This window comes from Aeromonas sp. QDB34, assembly GCF_027705405.1.
Lineage (GTDB): Bacteria > Pseudomonadota > Gammaproteobacteria > Enterobacterales > Aeromonadaceae > Aeromonas > Aeromonas hydrophila.
On record NZ_JAPDBT010000001.1, the window covers coordinates 647,741 to 668,682 of the forward strand.

The 20,942-nt window shown below is 62.9% G+C and carries 14 protein-coding genes; 2 read left to right on the plus strand and 12 right to left on the minus strand.

Going from position 1 to position 20,942, the window contains the following annotated elements:
• Window positions 1-12 precede the first annotated feature (12 nt).
• The 6 genes from OKC29_RS02875 to mocA form a co-directional block, all read right to left on the minus strand.
• Entirely contained in the window at window positions 13-1,530 is a 1,518-nt protein-coding gene (locus OKC29_RS02875; RefSeq protein WP_073350400.1) for a nucleobase:cation symporter-2 family protein, read from the minus strand.
• A 95-nt stretch (window positions 1,531-1,625) separates the two neighbouring features.
• Window positions 1,626-4,523: a molybdopterin-dependent oxidoreductase Mo/Fe-S-binding subunit gene (locus OKC29_RS02880; protein WP_199287695.1), complete on the minus strand. Its 2,898-nt coding sequence runs from the start codon at window positions 4,521-4,523 to the stop codon at window positions 1,626-1,628.
• Window positions 4,520-5,296 carry a molybdopterin-dependent oxidoreductase FAD-binding subunit gene (ygfM, locus tag OKC29_RS02885; protein WP_073350402.1) on the minus strand — a complete coding sequence of 259 codons (777 nt, stop codon included), beginning with the start codon at window positions 5,294-5,296 and terminating at the stop codon, window positions 4,520-4,522. The genes OKC29_RS02880 and ygfM overlap by 4 nt, the downstream gene beginning before the upstream one ends.
• Before the next feature lie 80 nt (window positions 5,297-5,376).
• Window positions 5,377-6,705: a putative aminohydrolase SsnA gene (gene ssnA / locus OKC29_RS02890; RefSeq protein WP_073350404.1), complete on the minus strand. Its 1,329-nt coding sequence runs from the start codon at window positions 6,703-6,705 to the stop codon at window positions 5,377-5,379.
• 30 nt (window positions 6,706-6,735) lie between these two features.
• Window positions 6,736-9,846 (minus strand): putative selenate reductase subunit YgfK, encoded by a 3,111-nt coding sequence (gene ygfK / locus OKC29_RS02895; protein ID WP_073350406.1) that lies wholly within the window; start codon window positions 9,844-9,846, stop codon window positions 6,736-6,738.
• A gap of 420 nt (window positions 9,847-10,266) precedes the next feature.
• A complete protein-coding gene (gene mocA, locus OKC29_RS02900; protein WP_073350408.1) occupies window positions 10,267-10,920 on the minus strand; it encodes a molybdenum cofactor cytidylyltransferase in 654 nt (217 codons plus the stop codon).
• Between mocA and yqeC the strand changes: the two genes are divergently transcribed.
• Window positions 10,901-11,749 (plus strand): selenium cofactor biosynthesis protein YqeC, encoded by an 849-nt coding sequence (gene yqeC, locus OKC29_RS02905; RefSeq protein WP_073350410.1) that lies wholly within the window; start codon window positions 10,901-10,903, stop codon window positions 11,747-11,749. The genes mocA and yqeC overlap by 20 nt on opposite strands.
• A 19-nt stretch (window positions 11,750-11,768) precedes the next feature.
• Window positions 11,769-13,361, plus strand: coding sequence for a selenium-dependent molybdenum cofactor biosynthesis protein YqeB (gene yqeB, locus OKC29_RS02910; protein WP_073350412.1), 1,593 nt, complete (start codon window positions 11,769-11,771; stop codon window positions 13,359-13,361).
• Window positions 13,362-13,429: 68 nt separating this feature from the next.
• On the opposite strand, the gene OKC29_RS02915 is transcribed toward yqeB, so the two are convergent.
• The 6 genes from OKC29_RS02915 to ygeW form a co-directional block, all read right to left on the minus strand.
• Window positions 13,430-14,353, minus strand: coding sequence for a DMT family transporter (locus OKC29_RS02915; RefSeq protein ID WP_043123135.1), 924 nt, complete (start codon window positions 14,351-14,353; stop codon window positions 13,430-13,432).
• A gap of 185 nt (window positions 14,354-14,538) precedes the next feature.
• A complete protein-coding gene (gene arcC, locus OKC29_RS02920) occupies window positions 14,539-15,471 on the minus strand; it encodes a carbamate kinase (protein ID WP_043123139.1) in 933 nt (310 codons plus the stop codon).
• A 95-nt stretch (window positions 15,472-15,566) separates the two neighbouring features.
• Window positions 15,567-16,991 carry a dihydropyrimidinase gene (gene hydA, locus OKC29_RS02925; protein WP_043123142.1) on the minus strand — a complete coding sequence of 475 codons (1,425 nt, stop codon included), beginning with the start codon at window positions 16,989-16,991 and terminating at the stop codon, window positions 15,567-15,569.
• Between the two features lie 118 nt (window positions 16,992-17,109).
• Entirely contained in the window at window positions 17,110-18,327 is a 1,218-nt protein-coding gene (locus tag OKC29_RS02930) for a YgeY family selenium metabolism-linked hydrolase (RefSeq protein ID WP_005301172.1), read from the minus strand.
• 96 nt (window positions 18,328-18,423) lie between these two features.
• Window positions 18,424-19,623: a diaminopropionate ammonia-lyase gene (gene dpaL, locus OKC29_RS02935; RefSeq protein WP_073350413.1), complete on the minus strand. Its 1,200-nt coding sequence runs from the start codon at window positions 19,621-19,623 to the stop codon at window positions 18,424-18,426.
• 127 nt (window positions 19,624-19,750) lie between these two features.
• The gene (ygeW, locus tag OKC29_RS02940; protein ID WP_073350415.1) at window positions 19,751-20,938 is read right to left on the minus strand and encodes a knotted carbamoyltransferase YgeW; all 1,188 of its coding nucleotides are present in this window, start codon (window positions 20,936-20,938) and stop codon (window positions 19,751-19,753) included.
• Window positions 20,939-20,942 lie beyond the last annotated feature (4 nt).

Here is a 20,942-nt window from a genome sequence, read left to right on the forward strand (position 1 = left end):
TCTTGTTGTTCGTTAGCCGCGATCCACTTGCGGGGCGCGCACCTGTGCCTCGTCCGTCGCCAGCCCCTGTTGGCGGGCAGTGGCCGACGGAGCGGGCCGGGTGGCAAAGCGGGTGTCGGGTTTGTCGCTCAGCTGGATCAGCTCCACCGCCTCGGCGGCATTGGCGGCCGCCTGGCGTCTGCGGCTTTGCGGCAGCACCAGATTCATGATGATGGCGGTGATGCCGCCGGCGCAGATGGGGTTCTCCACCAGCATGTAGATCCCCGCCGGCAGCACCTTGAAGACGTTCGGGTCGTAGGAGACCCCGAGCCCCAGCCCGAGCGAGGTGGCGACGATCAGGGTCTCGCGCCGATCGAAGCCGTGGCTGATGATGATGCGCCCGCCAGCGATGGCGATCATGGAGAACATGATGACCATGGCGCCCCCCATCACCGGCGACGGTATGGTGGTGAAGAAGCGCCCCACCACCGGGAAGAGGCCGAGCAGCACCAGGATGACGGCGATGAACTTGCCCACGTGGCGCGAGGCCACCCCGGTCATCTGGATGACGCCGTTGTTCTGGGCGAAGGTGGTGAGCGGCAGGGAGCCGAGCGCCGAGGCGATCACCGACACCAGGCCGTCCGCCAGCACGCCGCCGGAGAGCCGTTTTTGAAACTCGGGCCCCTGGATCTGCCGGTGGGAGACCATGGCGGTGGCGGTGATGTCCCCCACCGCCTCCAGCACGCTCAACAGATAGATGGTGCCGGCCAGCACAAAGGCGTGCAGATCGAAGGAAAAACCGTACTTGAACGGGATGGGCACAGTGATGAGCGGCAGGTTCTCAAGGGCGGAGAAATCCACCATGCCGAGCATCAGGGCCACCGCATAACCCACCAGCAGGCCGATGGCGATGCCGCTCATGCGAAGCAAGGGGCTCTTGCTGCAGTTGAAGGCGACGATGACGCAGAGCACCAAAAGCCCCAGGCCGATGTTCTCGTATTTGCCGAAGGTGCCGCTGCTCATGGCGGAGAAGCCGCCGCCAAAGTCGATGATCCCCACCTTGATGAGGCTCAGGCCAATCATCAGCACCACCACCCCGCTCACGGTCGGGGTGATCACCCGCTTGAGATAGGGCAGCACGAAGGAGGAGCCCATTACCAGGAAGGCCCCGACGAAGGAGACCCCGAGCAGGGTCGAGACGATCAGCTCCTCGTGCAGGCCATCTTTTTTCATGGCGCTGCCCAGCGCGATCATCACGGTGACGAAGGAGAAATTGACCGACTGGATGGAGAGCAGCCCCGAACCGATGGGGCCGTAGCGGTTCACCTGCAGCCAGGTGCCGATGCCGGAGGCGATCATCGCCATGGAGACCAGGTAGGCGGTGGTCTCGGTGGAGAGGCCAAGAGCCCCGCCCACGATCAGAGCCGGGGTCACCATGGGCACGAAGATGGCCAGCAGGTGGGTCACGGCCCCCATCAGGGTTTGGTAAAAGGGAGGTTTGTCTTCGAGCGCGTAAATCAGGTCCGAGTGCTTGCGTGTTGTTTTAGACATCTTGATTGTCCCATCACACAGAATATGGGCGGAGTACTCATTCCGCTGTCAGGTGCTGGGGGCAAGCCTGCGCCCGCCCCTCACCTTTTCTTTTGTTATGCCGACGCTTGTTGCTCCAGCTTGCCCAGTTCGCGCAGGATCTGCTCCGGCGTGAAGTGCCACTTGCGCAACCAGACACCGCAGGCGTCGTGGATGGCGGTGGCGATGGCAGGTGCGGCGCCGTTGACCCCTATCTCCGAGATGGACTTGGCGCCGTAAGGGCCGACCTTGTCGTCACTCGGTACCAGGAAGGCCCGAAAATCGCGCGGAATGTCGCCAATCTTGGGCGCGCCATAGCTCTTCAGATCCCGGGTGAGCGGAATGCCTTTGCCGTCGTAGCAGATCTCCTCGGTCAATGAGTGGCCGATGGCCCGCATGGTCGCCCCGTAGATCTGGCCGAGCGCCAGTTCCGGGTTGATGGGGGTGCCGCAGTCGAGCAGGGCGTAGAACTTGTCGAGCCGGATCTGGCCGGTTCTGACGTTGACCGCCACCTCGGCGAAGTTGGCGCCGTACGGGAAGGCAAGCTCAGAGGTGATGTAGCTGGCGGTGCCCACCAGGATACCGAAGCCGGTACCGGTCTCGGCCTTGTGGGCCAGCTTGGCGAGGCTCACCTCCCCCAGCTTGCCGCGCACAACACCCGGAAACGCCAGCTCAACATCGGCTACCGGCTCGCCCAGCATGGCGGCGCCGTGAAACAGGATCTTCTCCTTGAGGTTCTCGGCCGCCTTCTTGGCCGCGTTGCCGGAGAAGCAGGTACCTGACGAGGCGTAGGCCCCCTTGTCAAACAGGGCGTGGTCGGTGTCACCGGAGATGACGTGCACATCCCCGAGCGGACAGTGCAGCACTTCGGCAGTCAGCTTGGCCACCACGGTATCGAGACCGGTACCGATATCGGCACCACCGGAGTGGACGATAAAGGTGCCGTCCGATTCCAGCTTGACCATGCAGTTGGCCTGATCGATGTCCGGGATCCCCGATTTTTGCATGATGATGGCGACGCCACGGCCGCTGCGCCAATCCCCGTCGGCGGCTTTGGGGCTATCCCACTCAATAAGCTCGCGGCCCTGCTTGAGGATGGGTTCGAGGGCACAGCTGGCCGCATGGGGCACAGAAGTCGGCATCTTGCCCTCGCCGATGGCCCCCAGCACCTTGAGGATGTCTCCCTCGTGCACCCGGTTGTGCTCCACCATGTCGAGCTGATCGATGCCCAGTTTCTCGGCAAGCTCCGCAATGGCCATGGTCAGCGCGAAGTTGCCCTTGGGCGCGCCATAACCCTGATAGGCGCCAGTCGGACAGATGTTGCTGTAGTAGGTGTTGACGGTAAAGCGCACGTTGTCGCACGGATAGAGCGGCAGGGAGAGCGCCGGGCCGTTGCTCGGCACCGTCAGAGAGTGGTTGCCGTAAGGACCGGTGTTGGCTCGAAAATCCATCTCGATGGCGGTGATGGTGCCATCTTTCTTGGCCCCCACTTTCACCTTCACCTTGGCCACATGGCGGGAGGTGTTGCTGATGAACTCCTCTTCCCGGGTGTAGCGGAAGGTGACCGGACGGCCGGTGACCCTGGTCGCCCAGGCGCACACCTCTTCCAGCAGGATATCCTGCTTGGAGCCAAAGCCGCCCCCTACCCGCTCCTTGATCACATGCACCTGGTGCTGCTTCATGCCGACGATGCGCGCCACCTGACGGCGCACATGCCACGGCACCTGGGTGGAGGCGTGAATGACCAGCCGCTCGCCATCCATGTAGGTGAAGCAGATGTGCGGCTCGGTCGGGCACTGCTGGGCCTGGGTCGATTCGTAGGTACGCTCGACAATCTCGTCCGCCTCGGCAAAGCCTTTGGCCACGTCACCGATCTGGCCATGGACGCTGGCAGCCAGGTTCTCGTGCGGACGGGAACCGATGGGAAAGTTGATGATCATGTGCTCGTCACCACGGCGCACCGAGCAGGCGTTCTGCTGCTCGAGATCCGCCGGTGCACCGGCCATGTAGACGATGGGCTCGTCATGCACCAGCGGCGCATTGGGGGCCATCGCCTCGTCTATGTTCATGACTGCGGGCAGCACCTGATACTCGACCTCGATGAGTTTGAGCGCCGCCAAGGCGACTGCTTCGCTCTCGGCCACCACGGCGGCCACCCGATCCCCCACGTGGCGCAGCTTGCGGCCAAACATGCGGCGATCGAGCGGTGACGGCTCGGGGGCGCTCTGACCACCCGGGGTGTAGTAGACATCCGGGCAGTTGAGGTGAGTGATGACGTGCACCACCCCCGGCATGGCTTCGGCGCGGCTCACGTCGAGTTTGGTGATCACCGCATGGGGATGGGGGCTTCGCAGCATCTTGATGACCAGCGCATCCTCGCTGACCCGATCCTCCACGTAGCAGGGCTTGGCCTGTACCATCTTGGCGGCGTCAACCTTGGGGCAGCTCTTGCCGATGTGGCGCAAGTCGTCACGAAACTCGGGGGCAATCTGGCACAGGTAATCGGGATCCTTGAGGCGCGAGCTGGCAAGCTCGATGGCCTGATAGAACTGCTGATAACCGCCATCGCGGTGGAAGAGACCCGAGAGGGCATCGTCGATTTGATCACGGCTGGGCTCGGGATGGCGATCAAGCAGGTCGGTGACGATGAGCGCCGCGGCCGGATCGTTGTAGCCGGACTGCACCACGCCCACATCCACCATGGCCTGCTGCACCAGACTGAGCTGGTTCCAGCTGCCGAGCGACTCGGCGGTGCGCACCTGTGCCCCATCCAGCTGGGCGGCGATCAGCAGGGAGGCGTTGATCACCTTGCCGTTGAACAGGATGGCGTCGGAGCCGGCAAAGCCGAAGCCGTCGTCGCTGTTGCGCACCGAGTGCATCCGGCACTGGTTGAACAGCACCCGCTGGGCATTTTCGCCCGCCGGGGCGATGACGGTGCGCAGGGCACCGTTCAGGGTAAAGTTGAGTTCCATCATGCCTGTACCTCCTGCTGCTGGCACTCCACCAGCAGATCCGCCACCACCACGCCGCTGATATAGCGCTTGTAGGCCACGCTGCCACCGAGATCCGCGCGCGGCGCAATCAGCGCGCTCACCGCCGCCTCCAGCGCCGCATCCCGCAGCTCATGACGCTCCACGTCCCGCAGGCGCATCGGTTGCGGCGTGACACCCGCCAGGGCGACCCGCATCTCGCCAAGGGCGTCGAGGGCCACGGCGGCCGTCATCACCGCCAGGCCGTCGGCGTTGCGGCTGATGCGGCGAGTGGCGCAGCGCAGCTCGGGCTCCGGCAGCACCACCCCCAGCACCAGCTCCTTGCGCTGGCCGGCCAGATAGGCATCGATGGGTTGCAGCTGGTTGTTCTCCAGCACCACCACCGCTTCGAGCACCAGCAATACCGGCAGCAGGGGGGAGTCCTGCTGCTGGCAGGCAATTTCGCCGCCAATGGTGGCCTGATTGCGCAGATGGCGGGAGTAGACAAACCCCAGCGCCTCGCACAGGGCGGCCGGGGTACGGGGGTCATCTTTCAGGGCTTGCAGGGTAACGGTGGCGCCGATGTGGAGCTGACCGTGCTGCTGCTCAATCTGGCCAAGTCCGAGCTTGGCCAGCGAGATGGCGACCTTCTTGTCGGTGCGGGTCGGGGCGGCGTTGAGCTTGCTGCCGCCCCCCATGTAGACAGCGTCGTTGCCAAACTGGGCCTTGAGGGCCAGCGCCTGACCCAGTTGCTCGGGTCGGAAGAATTGCTCAATCATGTGTCGTCCTTACTCTTGCTGCCCGCCGCCGGGAAGGTCCACAGGGCGGGCAATCCAGTCCAAACGTGCGGAGGGTGGCCTCAGGCCAGCTGATCCATCCGTTGCCACAGGCGGCTCGCCACCTTGCTGGCCTGCTCATAAAGGGGCTCGACGTCAAAGGCGAACTCGCGATCCTGATAGACCATGCGCCCCTCCACCATCACGCTGTTGACAGAGGATGAGCCCATGCCAAAGGCGAGATGGCCGCCGAGGTTGCGCGGCGCCAGCGGGGTCGGTGCGGCGTAGTCGCAAATGGTGAGATCGGCCTTGTAACCTGGCTCCAGGCGGCCAAATTTGGCGCCGAAGTTGCGCTCCAGCAGACGGTTGCCGTTCCAGAGGAAGCGGGCAAAGCTGTCTGGCCAGAGCGCCCCGCCGGCATCCTTGTGCTTGAAGTAGGCGAACTTGAGCTCTTCGAACATGTCGGAGCCGATACCGTCGGTGCCGAGCGCCAGGTTGCGGTATTCCGGCAGGTGCAGGTTGTAGCCCACGTGGTTGTTCATGTTGGAGCGGGCGTTGTGCACCAGGAAGGCATCGCGGCTGTTGAGCAGCTCGATGTCGGCCGGGCTCAGGTAGATACCGTGGGCGATCAGAGTCTTGCTGTCGACAATGCCAAACTCGTCCAGCCGGGCGATGGGCTCCTTGCCATGATGGTGGTGGCCGTGGGCCATGTCGTAGCGGTCTTCCGCCACATGGATATGCAGCCCGCGACCGGTGACCTGCACCGCTTCGCGCAGCATGGCGAGCCCCTCGTCGGGCACGGTGAAGGGGGCGTGGGCGCCGATATGAGCCTCCATCAGATAGGGTTCGTTCCCCTTGGCTTTGGCCGCATCGATCTGTTGGGCGAACAGGATGTTCTCCTCCACCCCGGCCTGCAGCTCGGCGAGGCCGCCGTTGCGATCCGTGGTCTCGAAGCAGGTCATGCCGCGCAGCCCCGCCTCCATAAACCCTTTGCGCAGCACGTTCAACGAGCCCTTGATGAAGTTGGGCGAGGCGTGGTGGTCGATCACCGCGCTGCAGCCGCTCTTGATCGCTTCCAGCGAGCAGATAAGGCCGCTGTAGTAGAGGGACTCCTCATCAAGCGCCCGATCGAGCCGCCACCAGAGGTTTTTCAGGGTGGAGATAAAGTCCGGACAGGGGGCGATGTTGGCCATGATCCCCCGCGACAGGCCGGAGTAGAAGTGGTTGTGGGCACAGACGATACCCGGCATCACCAGCTTGCCGCCCATCTCCCGATAGTTGGCCTGCGGGTAGAGGGCCCGCAGATTGGGCCCCACCGCTTTGATAAGCGATCCTTCGATGGCGATATCCACCCCCTCCAGCACCAGCGTTGGCTCCAGCTGGACGGCGGTGACGTTTTTCAGAATAAACATGGTTGGCTCCTTCGCTTATTCGTGGTTCGCTCAGGCCTCGACGGCCCCCAGCAGGTAGTGGTGATGGGCATGGACATGGCTGATGATGCGGCACATGTCGCCAAGGGCTGCTGGCGCATCCTTGATCCGGCTCTGGGCGTCTATGGTCAGGCGATAGGTCTCGCCACCCTGACGCACCCGCAGTTCGCCACCGTCAGCCAGATAGAAACCGGGGTTGCGGCTGTTGTCGAAGTCCTCTGGCAGGCTGAAGATGGTGACCTTGTCCTGATAGGGCTTGCCCTGCCACGGGCAGAACTGGGCGCAGTTGCCACATTCGTTGCAGTAGGCATCCAGGTGCAGGGTCTGGAACTGGTCTTTAAAGCCCGGCACAGCGATGGCGACGTTGGCCCGGTTGGGGCAGACATCCACGCACTTGCTGCAGAGGTAGTTGCACTCGAGGCAACGGTGCGCCTCTTGCGCCACGAAGGCCTCCCGCTCGCCCTTGTCGACCAGGGTGACGGCGATGTTTCCCTTGCGGCGGTAGATCTCATCCTTGCCCGACGGTTGGGTGGCCACGTCACGCTGCTGGCTGGCGATATGCTCGCGAGAGAGCACCAGATCCGCGGCGCGGCGGGCACCACCGATGGCACCGACGATGGAAGATGGGCCGCTTTGCACGTCACCGATGAGGAAGACGTTGCGACGGCTGGTTTCGCCGGTCTGGCCATCCACCTCGGGCCAGCCATCGCTGCCAAGGGGAATGCCCATGGCTTTCAATACCTCGCAATCAGGCTGTTCGCCAATGGCGGTGATCAGCGCATCCATCTGCATCACTTCGGTCTGCTCGGTGGGTACCGGACGACGGCGGCCCTGCTCGTCAGGATCCCCCAGCGCCATCATCCGCACGACAAGCTTGCCATCTTTGTCAAAACGCTCCGGATTGGTGAGGAAGCAAAAACGCACCCCATCCTCCACCGCTTCCAGATACTCCTCGCGATAGGCGGGCATCTCTTTTTCGCTGCGACGGTAGATCACGGTCACATCGCTGACACCGGGCACCTTGAGGGCGGCGCGGGCGCAGTCCATGGCGGTGTTGCCGGCACCAACCACAGCCACATGGCGGCCCAACGGCAGCGGCTTGCCTTGATTGAAGCTGCGCAGGAAGTTAAAAGACTTGTAAATCCGCTCGTGTCCCCCCTCGAGGCGCATACCGCCATTCTTGTCAGCGCCGATGCCGACGAAGACATAGGTAAATCCCTGGGCATGCAGCTTGTCGACGGTGAGCGCCGGATCGCAACCGAACTCGAACTTGACCCCGTGAGCGGCGACAAAGTCGATGTCGTGCTGGATCAGCTCGGCCGGAATGCGGAACTCGGGAATGATGTGTTTGACCACCCCACCGGCATCCGCTTCGCGCTCGAACACGGTGACCGGGTGGCCGGCGCGGGCCAGGAAGTAACCGGCGGAGAGACCGGCCGGGCCGGCGCCAATCACCGCCACCGGATGCTTGTCACCGCTGCCTGCCGGCTTGTGCCAGCGTGCCTTGTACCCTTCCCAGCCACGCTCCAGTGCGACCTTCTTGAGCTCACGGATATTGAGCGGGCTGTCGTAGTCGAGACGGGTACAGTTGTACTGACACTGGTGATCACAGATATGGCCGGTGATGGCGGGCAAGGCGTTGCGCTGATAAATCAGCTCAAGGGCTGCCACATACTCCCCCTCGCCCATCAGGCGAATATACTCGGGAATATCCTGATGCACGGCGCAGGCGGTGACGCAGGGCGCCACGTAGCAGTCGGTCAGCGGCAGGCCGCCCCCCACTTCGATGCGATCCTCGGACTTCCACTCCTTCTGGGTGTAATCCATGGTGAGCGCCTTGGCGGCCAGGGCCTCCAGCTTCTCGACATCGACCTGACTCATGCCCCAACTGTCGGAAGCGTCGATCTCCTTGAGGCACTCGATCTGGCGCAGGTAGCCGCCCGGTTTGAGCAGGTCGGTGGCCATGGTGATGGGACGAATGCCGGTCTCGAAGATATCGCTGATGTTGAACTTGCTGGCACCGCCCGAGTAGGAGATGGGCAGCTTGCCATCGAAGGCTCGGGACAGCACGGCCGCCACGTTGATGGAGAGCGGGAACAGCGCCCGGCCGGACATGTACATCTCATCCCCCGGCAGCGCCCCTTTGCGGTTGATGGTGCCGAGGGTATTGGTGAGTTTCACCCCAAAGGTGAGCCCCTTCTCGGCCCCCAGCGCCATCAAGCGGGTCAGCATCGCCTTGGCCTGATCCAGCTTGAGGTCGTGATCGAACGACGCTTCGCTCAGACCAATGTAATCAAAGCCACAGGTGTCGAGGATCTCGCGCACCCGCGGGTAACCCAGCAGGGTCGGGTTCAATTTGACGAAGGTGTTGAGTCCCTTCTCTTCCAGCATGTAGCGGCAGATGGCCTCGATTTCGTTGGGCGGGCAGCCGTGCATGGTGGAGAGGGTGACGCCGTGCACCAGATTGGCCGGAATGCGCTCCACCAGCTGTTGCAGGCGATCGCGGCGCGCCCCCAGTCCCAACTCGGCGATAAACTGCTCGTCGGCCACGAGGTCACGTACCACCTGCTGGTATTCGGCAAATTTCGGACTGCTACTTGCATCCATCAGGCTGTGGATGAACTGCTGCATCGGCGGCTGTTTGATGCCGTCAAGGTTGTACCCCACGCTCATGTTGAAGATGAAGGACTTGGCCTCCCCGTCGAGGCGCGGGTCGAACACCTCCTCCAGCAGATAGAGGGCAAACCAGGCTTTCAGGTACTCGTCAAACGCCTTGGGCAGGGTGAACTCGGTGGACCACTCGGTGTTGAAGCACTCGTCTTCGGCATCGATGCAGGGCTTTTCCAGTTCGAGACGGTCCAGGATCTGCACCGTCTTGAGCTCGATAAAGCGCCCGCCGGTCAGCCAGGAGGTGACGATGTTCTGGGCCAGCTGGGTATGGGGGCCGGCTGCCGGGCCGATGGGAGTCTCGCAGGTTTCACCGAACACCTTGATCTTGCGCTCGTCCTGCTTGCGATAGAATTGCGCGGCGGGAATGCCGAAGATGGATTGACTCGCTTTATATTCCGAGAAGATACGGACCAGAAGGTTCTTGAAGGGAACGGGTCGCATAATATCGCCCATGTTGATCTCCTTGCAGCGGCACTGCTCATTGACAGGGTGAATAAATGGGGCCCATCCACAACCACGCATAAAAAGCCCCTTGAAACTGACAAGAGCAACAATCAGGCCAGCGCCGGATCTTTTTATTTTTCAGCCATAAAAACGTGAGGCACCTCCAATTAATAAAACATCGAAAGCCGATACCAGTTTCGACAATGAGAGTGGCTATCAACACCGAATTTAAATAATGGAAACACCGCCCTCGTTGCTGAAAATGATCTCACTTTGGCGCGGCGCGCTATCAGTTTGATAAAGAGCGAGGCCAGCGCCATTATCAGGCCGGCCAGGATGATAACGGCCGCTGTCAGCCCCTGATAACGGGTTAGACAAGGGGATAAATATGCAAAGCAAGGCCGGGCAAGCCCCTGCCAGCCGACCCGTTCAGCGCTCGAATGCTTCGTTTGCCAGCAGCGCCTGATAGCGCTCCGGGGTGTCCACATCCTGCAGGATGGCGGCGCTTTGCACCTCGATGAATCGGTGGGGGTGCGCCAGCAGCCAACGGCGCACCGAACCCTGTGCCGGTGCCGCCGCCAGCGCGGTGGCAAGGGTTCTGGGCAACAGCACGGGGTGGCCCACCTCCCCCTGATGAGAGGGAAAGAGGGTCTCGTCCCCCCGCGCCTGCCAGAGCGAGCGGTACACCTCGGGGGGGATGCAGGGCAGATCGCCGTGGCTCACGAAGAGGTGTTCGCTGCTACAGGCGGCGAGCCCCGCACGGATGGAGCTGCCAAGCCCCTGTGCATAATCATGGTTGTGCACCAGCCGGATACGGGGGTGATTAGCGTAGCGACTGATCAGCTCATCGGCGCGATGCCCCACCACCAGAATGACCCGGTCACACAGCACCAGGGCATTTTTGAGACTCTCATCAAGAATCGTGCTCTGGCGATACGGTAGCATCAATTTCCACGCGCCCATTCGTGATGAGAGCCCGGCCGCCGTAATTAGGCAGTCGCACCGCTCGAGCGAATGCCAGTGCTTCTCACTGACCGCGCCTCTATTTTCATCGGTCGTTGCCATGGCTATTTCATCTCCCATTCTGCTCACCTCGCCAAATATCGAGAGTGTATTAAACCCGCTCACCGAAAATATTGATGGGCGTACCACTTTAATTAGTCTTTGCGGCGCCGGGGGGAAAACCAGCACCCTCTTCTGGCTGGCCGACTATTTCCATCAACAGGGCAAGAAGGTGCTGCTCACCACCAGCACCCGGATGTTTCTGCCCGCCCCCTCCCCTCGGCGTACCCTGCTGATCGAGGCCGACCCCATCCGGCAGCTGACCCGCTGCCAGGCGCTGCCCGATGAGCCGATGCAGCTGGTGCTGTTCAGCTACCTCGATCGGGCCAGCGGCAAGGCGGTGGGGCCGAGCCCTCAGCAGATCGATCTGCTCAAGGGGCAGCAACGCTTCGACATCATCCTGGTGGAGGCGGACGGCGCCCATCACAAGTTATTGAAAGCGCCCGCTTTGCACGAACCTTGCATTCCTCAGCATAGTGATTGGGTGATCGCCCTGATGGGCGGCGCCATGGTGGGAGCCAGCGCCGACCCGGCGCAGATCCACCGCTGGGCCGAGTTCCAGGCCCTGTGCGGGATTGCGGCCGGTGAACGGCTCGACTGGGCCCTGTTTGACCGGCTCATCGCCCACCCCGAGGGGGCGTTCAAGGGTACCCCGCCCGGGGCGCGACGGATCTGGTTTATCAATGGCGATTATCAAAATGAGCAGCAGTGGCTGCCCGCCCTGATAAACCTGCTGCAACGCCACCCCGAGCTCCACGCCATCTGGCAGGGGGCCGTGCGTGAACCCGGCGCCATTCACCATGTTTGCTGTCGGCCTGCCCCCGAAGCCGCGCAGTCGCTGACCCGTTAAGGATGATACGAGGTACCTTATGAATCTGTTTGCACACGCTGCCCGACTGGAGCAGGAGAACACCCCCTTTGCCATGGCCCAGATCATCGAGAGTCGGGGCTCAACCCCGCGCCATCAAGCCCAGATGCTGGTGATGGCCGATGGCCGGATCCTCGGCACCATAGGCGGCGGCATGATAGAGCGGCTGGTGATCGAAGAAGCCGTGGCCGCCATTGCCGAGCGCAAGCCGCGCATCTTCCACGGCCGGATGGCCCGCAACGGTGAGCATGCGGTGGGCTCGGATTGCGGCGGTGCCATGTCGGTCTATATCGACGTGTACGGCCTGCGCCCCCGCCTGGTATTGATCGGCGCCGGCCACGTCAACCGGGCACTGGCCCATGCTGCGGCGCCGCTCGGCTTTGATATCCATGTAGGGGATTGCTTCGAGGGGAGCCTCAGCCCCGATCGCTTCCCGGCCGGCACCCATCTGCAGCAGGCCGACACCATCAGCGCGGTGATCGAGGCGCTTGCCATCGAGCCCGCCAACTTCGTCATCATCGCCACCAACCATCAGGACAAGGAGGCGCTGGAGAGGCTCATCAACCGTCCCCTCGCCTACCTGGGGCTGCTTGCCAGCAAGCGCAAGGTACAGACCTTCACCCAGGCCCTGCGCCAGCAAGGGGTGAGTCAGGCCCAACTGCAGCGGCTGCACGCCCCCATCGGCTACAACATAGGTGCCGAAACCCCCGAGGAGATCGCCATCAGCATCCTCGCCGAGCTGCTGCAGGTGAAAAACGGTAAAGCGGGGGGCCTGATGCAGGATGACGTACGCCTTAAGCGGGATCAGCTGGTGGTGATGCGCGGCTCCGGCGATATCGCCACCGGGGTGGCGCTGCGCCTCTACCATGCCGGCTTCAAGGTGGTGATGCTGGATCTCGACAAGCCCACTGTGATCCGCCGCACCGTCGCCTTCGCCCAGGGGATGTTCGACGACGAGACCAGCGTCGAAGGAGTGCGAGCCAAGCGGGTCGAGAGCGTCGAGCAGGCGTTCGAGCAGCTGGATCGGGGCGTCATACCGCTACTGGTTGACCCCGAGTGCGCCACCCTCGCCGAGCTTAAGCCCCGCTATCTGGTGGATGCCATCCTCGCCAAGCAGAATCTCGGCACTCACAGGGAGATGGCCCCCATCACGGTGGCCCTTGGCCCGGGTTTCGAGGCAGGGCGCGACTGCGATGCGGTCATTGAGACCAATCGTGGCCACCATCTGGGGCGGGTCATCTATCAGGGCCCTGCCCAGCCCAATACCGGCATTCCCGGGGTGATCGAGGGGCACTCCGCCCGCCGGGTGGTGCGCGCCCCCGTCGCCGGGGTGATGAAGAGCCTGATCAAGCTCGGCGATCTGGTGCAGGAGGGGGATGTCATCGCCCACGTGGGGGACGCCCCCATCATAGCGCCGCTCTCCGGCATGGTGCGGGGGCTGCTCAGCGATGGCATCGAGGTCACCGTCGGCTTCAAGATCGGTGATATCGACCCCAGAGGCGAGCGGGCCGATCCCACTACCGTCTCTGACAAGGCGCGGGCGATCGGCGGCGCCGTGCTAGAGGCCATGATGCATCTGGCCCAGCGCAGATAAGCCAGCACAGAAGCAAGAAGGGCCCGCCTTGATGGCGGGCCCTTTTTATCTCTTTGCCGGCAATCGGCTTAGCCCTGCTTGACCCGGGTCTCCCCCGCCACCGACACCACGGAACGCTTGCCCTTGCGGCTGATGACGATAAGCGCCAATACGATCAGGCCGATGCCGCTGCCCTCCACCGGCCCCGGGTTTTCACCGAGCAGCCACCAGGAGAGCAGCACGCCGCTCACCGGCACCGCCAGGGTGCTGAGCCCGGCGATCCCCGCCGGCAGCTTTTTCAGCACGAACAGCCAGAGGCTCCAGGCCAGCGCCGTGGCGAAGATGGCGCTGTAGGCGAGCGCACCAAACACATAGGGCTGCCAGTCGATGGGTCGCTCCGGCACCAGCGCCGCCACCAGTGCCATCACCAGGGTGGCGTAGATCATCTGCCAGGTGGTGAGGGACATCAGATCCACCCCGGGGTGGCGGGCATACATCCGCTTGGCGATGATGGCGCTGATCCCCCAGCAGATGCCGGAGGCAATGCCCAGCAGCGCGCTCTTCATGGAATCCAGGTGCAGTTGCCAGGGCTCGATCACCAACAGCAGGCCGCAGGCGGCCACCCCGACCGCCAGATAGTGCAGCTTGCGCATCCGCTCACCCAAAAAGAGCGCCGCGAAGATCACCACCCAGAACGGCATGGTATAGCTCAGAATGGCCACCTTGCCCGCCCCGCCGCTGATCAGCGCCCACTGGGCCAACCCCACCATGCCGCAGGTCTGGAACAGGGCGATGGCGAGGGTATAGCGAAACGGGGTGGGTGTAAGGTATTGGCGTCCGCGCAGGCACTGCACCAGCAGCAACACCAGGGATCCGCACAGGCAGCGCAGGGCGGTAAACTCGAACGCCCCCGCGTAGAGCATCACCTGCTTCATCACGATCCAGCTGTAACTCCAGATGGCGGTGAGCAGGACCAATCCCCCCAACGCCGCCATGTTCAACTTGCTATTCATTGTGCTGCCTTGTTGCTGCGGCGGCCGGTGCGTCCGCCATTCGGGGCGCCATCTTACTCCTCTGCCGTTCCCCTGCCCACCGCGGATAGAGCTGGCCGGCCCATGCTTTCCCTCTGCCAATCCCTGACTCCGACAAACAAAAAGGGGGCCTTGGGCCCCCCTGTTTGCAACCATCAAAGGCGAGGCTACAGGCTGATCAGTGTGCCGGTCTTGCCGGCAATGCCGTCAGCCGCCTTCTCCAGCAGGGTGATCAGGGATTTGCGCCCCGCCATGGACGTCGCGAACGAGAGCGCAGCCTCCACCTTGGGCAGCATAGAACCCTTGGCAAACTGCCCCTGTGCAATAAAGCTGTTGGCATCGGCCACGCTCAGCTGATCCAGCCACTGCACATCGGGCTTGCCGAAGTTGATGGCAACCTTCTCTACCGCGGTGAGGATGATCAGCATGTCGGCATCGATGAGCTCCGCCAGCCTGGCACTGGCCCAATCCTTGTCGATCACCGCGCTGGCACCACGCAGGTGGTTGCCCTCCCGCAGCACCGGAATGCCGCCACCCCCGACGGTGATCACCACCTGGCCGGCGGCCAGCATGGCAGAGACGGTCTCTTTCTCGATGATATCGACGGGTTTGGGGGATGCCACCACCCGGCGATAGCCGCGGCCGGCGTCCTCTTTGAGCCGCTCGCCCTTGGCCATCAACGCCTCGGCCTCCTCCTTGCTCAAGAAGCCGCCGATGGGCTTGCTCGGGTCAAGGAAGGCGGGATCGTTTTTATCCACCTCAACCTGGGTCACCAGGGTAGCCACCGGCTTGTGAATGCCGCGCTCAAGCAGGGCCTCGCGCAGGGCGTTTTGCAGGTCATAGCCGATGTAGCCCTGACTCAGAGCCACGCAGACCGACATGGGCAGATGAGGCGCCTTGGGGTCGTGGCGGGCCGCCACCTCGAACGCCTGCTGGATCATCCCCACCTGCGGGCCGTTGCCGTGGGTCACCACCACCTCGTGTCCCTGGGCGATCAGGTCAGCAATGGTGCCCGCCGTGCTCTGCACCGCCTTCATCTGCTCGGGCAGGTTGTTGCCCAGTGCATTGCCGCCAAGGGCCAGTACGATTCGCTGTTTCATCTTGTTATCTCCAGTGAGGGGACAAGCCGGCGCGATACCGGCCCACCTTTAGTTGTGCACATAAGCTTGCGGGTCAGCCTGTTTCGAACGGATTGTCAGCCTGCCACCACGGGGCAAGGCGAGTGCAGATCCGGCGCCAACGCCGGGTCAAAGGGCGCTCTGGCCAGAAAGCGGCCATAGCCACGGCGCCCCAGAAACTCGCCGTCGCGGGCCACTGTCTCACCGCGACTCAGGGTCATCCTGATCCGGCCGGGGCAATGCATCCCCTCGTAGGGGCTGTAGTCGCCGTTGTCGTGAAGCGCGGCGTGACGGATCAGGGTCTCGCCACGGGGATCCATCAGCACCAGATCGGCGTCAGACCCAAGTTGCAGGTTGCCCTTGCGCGGCCAGAGGCCAAACAGGCGCGCCGGGTTGGCGCTGGTGAGCGCCACCAAGCGCGACGGCGAGATGCGCCCCCCCAGCACCCCGTGCGCAAACAGCAGCAGCATCCGGTTTTCGACCCCGGGCAAGCCGTTGGGGCAGCGGCTGAAATCGCCGCCTGACAGGGTCATGCGCTGGGCGTGGGAGAAGTTGCAGTGATCGGTCGCCACCGTGTCGATGTCGCCCGCAGCGATGCCGACCCACAGCTTGTCCTGCTCGCTACGCCCACGCAGCGGCGGACTGAGCAGATAGTCGACCCCGTTCTCCTTGTAATAACACTGCTCATCGAGCAGCAGATATTGCGGACAGGTCTCTACCCAGACCGGCTGGCCCTGGCGGCGCGCCAGTTTCAGATACTCCAGCCCCAAGCCGTTGGAGAGATGGACGATATAGAGCGGCGCATTCCCAGCCAGCCCCGCCAGATTGATCATCCGGGCCACCGCCTCGGCCTCGCACTCCAATGGGCGGCTTTGCGGGTGATACCAGGGCTCACAGTGGCCGGCGGCGAGCAGAGCCGCCCGGCGCGCCGCGATGGCGGCGTCGTTCTCGGGGTGGACGGTGGCAAGCGCCCCCACCTCCTTGAGGCGAGCCAGGGCTCGCAGCACGTCGTGATCACCCAGCTTGTACTGGTAGGTGAGATAGAGCTTGAAGCTGCTGATCCCCTCCTCCTGCACCATGGCGGTCATTTCGTGGAGGATGGCGTCATCCACATGCTGAACAACGCCGTGAAAGCTGTAATCGACCACGGCCTGATCGGCGGCGTAGTCGTGATAGCGGGTCAGCTGGTGATGCAGGTTGCAGCCCGCCGGGCCAAATCCCATGTGATCGACGATGGTGGTGGTGCCACCACAGGCGGCGGCACGGGTTCCGCTGAAAAAATCATCGCAACTGCGGGCAATCCCGACATCGATGTTGAAGTGGGTGTGGACGTCGATGCCACCCGGCATCACGTAGCAGCCGCTGGCATCGATCAGCTCGGTCTCGCTATCGGGCTCGATAGCGGCGGCGCGCTCAAGGATCACCCCGTTCTCGATCAGCAGATCCTGACGATATTCACCCTGCGCATCGACCAGCACACCGTGTTTGATCAGCCGTTTCATCCCCACCACCTCGCACATCCGATCGCGTCAAACAGCAAGGCCCCGCCTGCGAAAGACGGGGCACTTGCCTCACATGCAACAGCCGAGCGGTGATGGTAGTCACCGCTCGGCAGCCCCCTTACTTGTCCAGCTCGGCCAGATAGAGCATGGGGATCACCGCGTACATGGCGGCACACTTGACCAGATGCTCCTTCCAGGTTTTCTCGTTCGGCGCGTGGGCTTCCGGCTCTTTGCCCGGGCCAAAGCCGATGACCGGGATCCCGTGACGACCCATGATGGAGACCCCATTGGTCGAGAAGGTCCACTTGTCCACCACCGGCGCCTTGTTGAACAACTGGGTGTACGCCTTGGAGAGGGTTTTGACCGTGATGTGATCCTCTTCCACCTTCCAGGTCGGGAAGTAGCACTCGGTCGGGTAGACCAGACCGGTGTAGGCCGGACGATCGTACTGGTACATGGAGACCTCGGCGCCGGCGGCTTGCACCGCAGGCAGGGCGCGGATCTCGTCGAGCGCCCCTTGCCAGGTCTCGCCCCAGGTGAGACGACGGTCGATGGAGACGGCGCAGCTGTCCGCCACGGCGCAGCGGCTTGGCGAAGTGAAGAAGATCTCGGAGACGGTCAGGGTGCCCTTGCCGAGGAAGTCGTCGTTGCCGAGGTTGTGGCTGAGTTCCTGCAATTCGCCGAGGATCGGGCCCATCTTGAAGATGGCGTTGTCACCGCGCTCCGGCGCGGAGCCGTGGCAGCTGACCCCCTGCACCTCGACGCGGATCTCCATGCGGCCACGCTGGCCACGGTAGATCTGGCAGTCGGTCGGTTCGGTACTGACCACGAACTCGGGGCGGATCTTGCTCTGCTCGATGATGTACTGCCAGCAGAGGCCGTCGCAATCCTCCTCCTGCACGGTGCCGGTCACCAGCAGGGTGTACTCGTCTTCCAGTCCCAGATCCTTGATGATCTTGCCGGCGTAGACCATGGAGGCCATGCCCCCTTCCTGATCGGAGGCACCGCGACCGCCGATGATCTCGTGATCTTCCATCCCCTCATAGGGGTCGAAGGTCCAGTTGGCCATGTTGCCGACCCCCACGGTATCGATGTGGGCATCCATGGCGATCAGGTGCGGGCCGTGGCCAATATAGCCCAGCACGTTGCCCATGGGGTCGATCTCGACCTTGTCAAAGCCGACTTTTTCCATTTCCTGCTTGATGCGCAGCACGACGCGCTCTTCATCGCAGCTCTCACTCGGGATGGCGATCATGTCGCGCAGGAACTGAGTCATCTCGGCCTTGTACTGGTAGGCCTTCTCCAACACCATTTCAAACGGAATTTGCTTGCTCATTGTGTCTCTCCATAACCAACCTGGGGTGCGGGAGTACGCCTCCCGCCCGCTACTCGTCATGGCACCCGCCGGGCACCATCCTGTTTCAATTCGTGCCTAGTCGCAGGCAGGGTGCTTGCCTTCCCACACCACTTCCCGGTAATGGGCCACGTCGGTGTCTCCTTCGGTGTTGATCACCAGCACCACCGACTGCTCATCCAGCCCCAGCCGGGCCATCAGCGCCGCGCGATCCGGGTGGTGGCGCACCGCCGCCAGCACGCCGGTGCCGACCGAACCGGATTCGCCGGAGATGATGCGGGGATCATCGCCAAGGGGGTTGCCGAGCACGCGCATGCCGAGCGCCGATACCTTGTCGTGACAGGAGATGAACTGGGTGGTGCAGCCGCGAAGCACCGGCCAGCCGAGGGGATTGGGTTCGCCGCAGGCGAGACCGGCCATGATGGTACGCATGTCGCCCCCCACGTTGACCATCTCCCCCGCCACGCCGGAGCGGTAGATGCAGTCGGCCTGATCCGGCTCGACCACGATACTGTGCAGGTTCTTCGCCCCGAAGCAGTCCACCAGATAACCGAGCACGCCGCCCGCCAGCGCCCCGACCCCGGCCTGCAGCAGCACGTGGGTGGGCTGCTTGATGCCCATGGCCTGCATCTGCTCGACCGCTTCGTCGGCCAGGGTGGCGTAGCCCTGCATGATCCAGGTCGGGATCTTGGTATAGCCCTCCCAGGCGGTGTCCTGCACGATGTACCAGCCGCGCTCCTCGGCCATCTTCATGGTCAGGCGCACGGTGTCGTCGTAGTTCATGTCGGTGACGATGCACTCGGCCCCCAGCGCCAGAATGTGGTCCACCCGCTCTTGCGCAGAGCCCTTGGGCATGTAGACCACCGCATGCTGGCCCACCTGCTTGGCGGCCCAGGCGACGCCGCGACCGTGGTTGCCGTCGGTGGTGGTGGCGAAGGTCATCGGCTCCTTGATGGTGCGCTTGATGAGATCGAAGGTGAAATCCTCTACCGCCACCCCGTATTTTTCACAGAGCAGGTTGGCGATGGCGTAGACGCCCCCCAGCATCTTGAAGGCGTTGAGGCCAAAACGTTTGGACTCATCCTTCACCAGGATGTTCTTCACCCCGATATAGCCAGCGAGCGCCTTCAGATCGCACAGGGGGGTGGGCTCATAACCGGCCAGTTTTTTATGAAAGGCGCGGGCCTTTTGCGCCTCTGCACGGGAAAACAGGGGCAGCGACTCACCGGTAAAGAAACGGTTATCGGCAATCTCCATCTTCAGGGAAAATTGGGACATGAATACCTCGCAAAGAGTCATCTCGCCGGGGATCATCGAGTGAAAAGCGCCCCGGGGAGAGAACCCGTGACAATAATTGCGTGATGACGACGGCCGGGCGGGACTTATTTCCCGCCCGGCCAGGCCATTATTTGACGCGTTTTTGCGCCTCTTTTATCAAGCCTTCGAGGGCGGCGCCCGGTGCCGAGAATTTACGGGCGACAATCATGGCGGCAATAATATAGGGCTTCCAGCTCGCCTCTTTATAAGTGGCGATCCGGTATTTCTCGAATACTCCTTCGGTTACTTCCCCTTCCTTGCAGGAGACACCGGAAATATCCGCCGGCAGGCAGTGCATATAGAGCGCCTCGCCCCCCTTGGTGAGGGCCATCATCTCTTCGGTGCAGTGCCAATCCTTGTGCTTGGCGTTCTGCGCCAGGCAATGCTGCTCCAGCTCTTTCAGGCCAGCGTGATCGTTGGCCCGCAGCAGCTCGGTGCGCTGCTCCATCACCTGATAGGGCGCCCAGGACTTGGGATAGACGATGTCGGCATCCTTGAACGCCTCTTCCATGGAAGTAACCTGACGGAAGCTGCCACCGGAGGCCTTGGCATTCTCCTTTGCCACCTCGATCACGTCCGGGATCAGGTCATACCCTTCCGGGTGGGCCAGGGTCACGTCCATGCCAAAGCGGGTCATCAGACCGATGATGCCCTGCGGCACGGAGAGCGGTTTGCCGTAGCTCGGCGAGTAAGCCCAGGTCATGGCAATCTTCTTGCCCTTGAGGTTCTCCAGGCTGCCGAAGTGCTCCTGCAACCAGGCGAGATCAGCCATGGACTGGGTCGGGTGATCAATGTCGCACTGCAGGTTGACCAGCGCCGGGCGCTGGGGCAGCACTCCCTTCTCGAACCCTTCGTCAAGCGCGGCGCCCACTTCACGCATGTAGGCGTTGCCGGCCCCCAGGTACATGTCGTCGCGAATGCCGATGGCATCGGCGCAGAAGGAGATCATGTTGGCGGTTTCACGGACGGTCTCGCCGTGGGCAATCTGGGACTTGCCTTCATCCAGATCCTGCTGGGTCAGGCCGAGCAGGTTGAGGGCGGAGGCGTAGGAGAAACGGGTACGGGTGGAGTTGTCACGAAACACCGAGATGCCAAGACCGGTATTGAACAGCTTGGTGGCGATATTTTCGGCGCGCAGTCCCTTGAGGGCCTCGGCCAGTTTGAGCACCAGCGCCAGCTCCTGAGGGGTCTGCTCCCAGGTCAGCAGGAAGTCTTTTTCATGCAGGTTGGACTTGAGTTCATTGATCTCTTTGATTAACTGGTTCACTGCTTTCATCGTT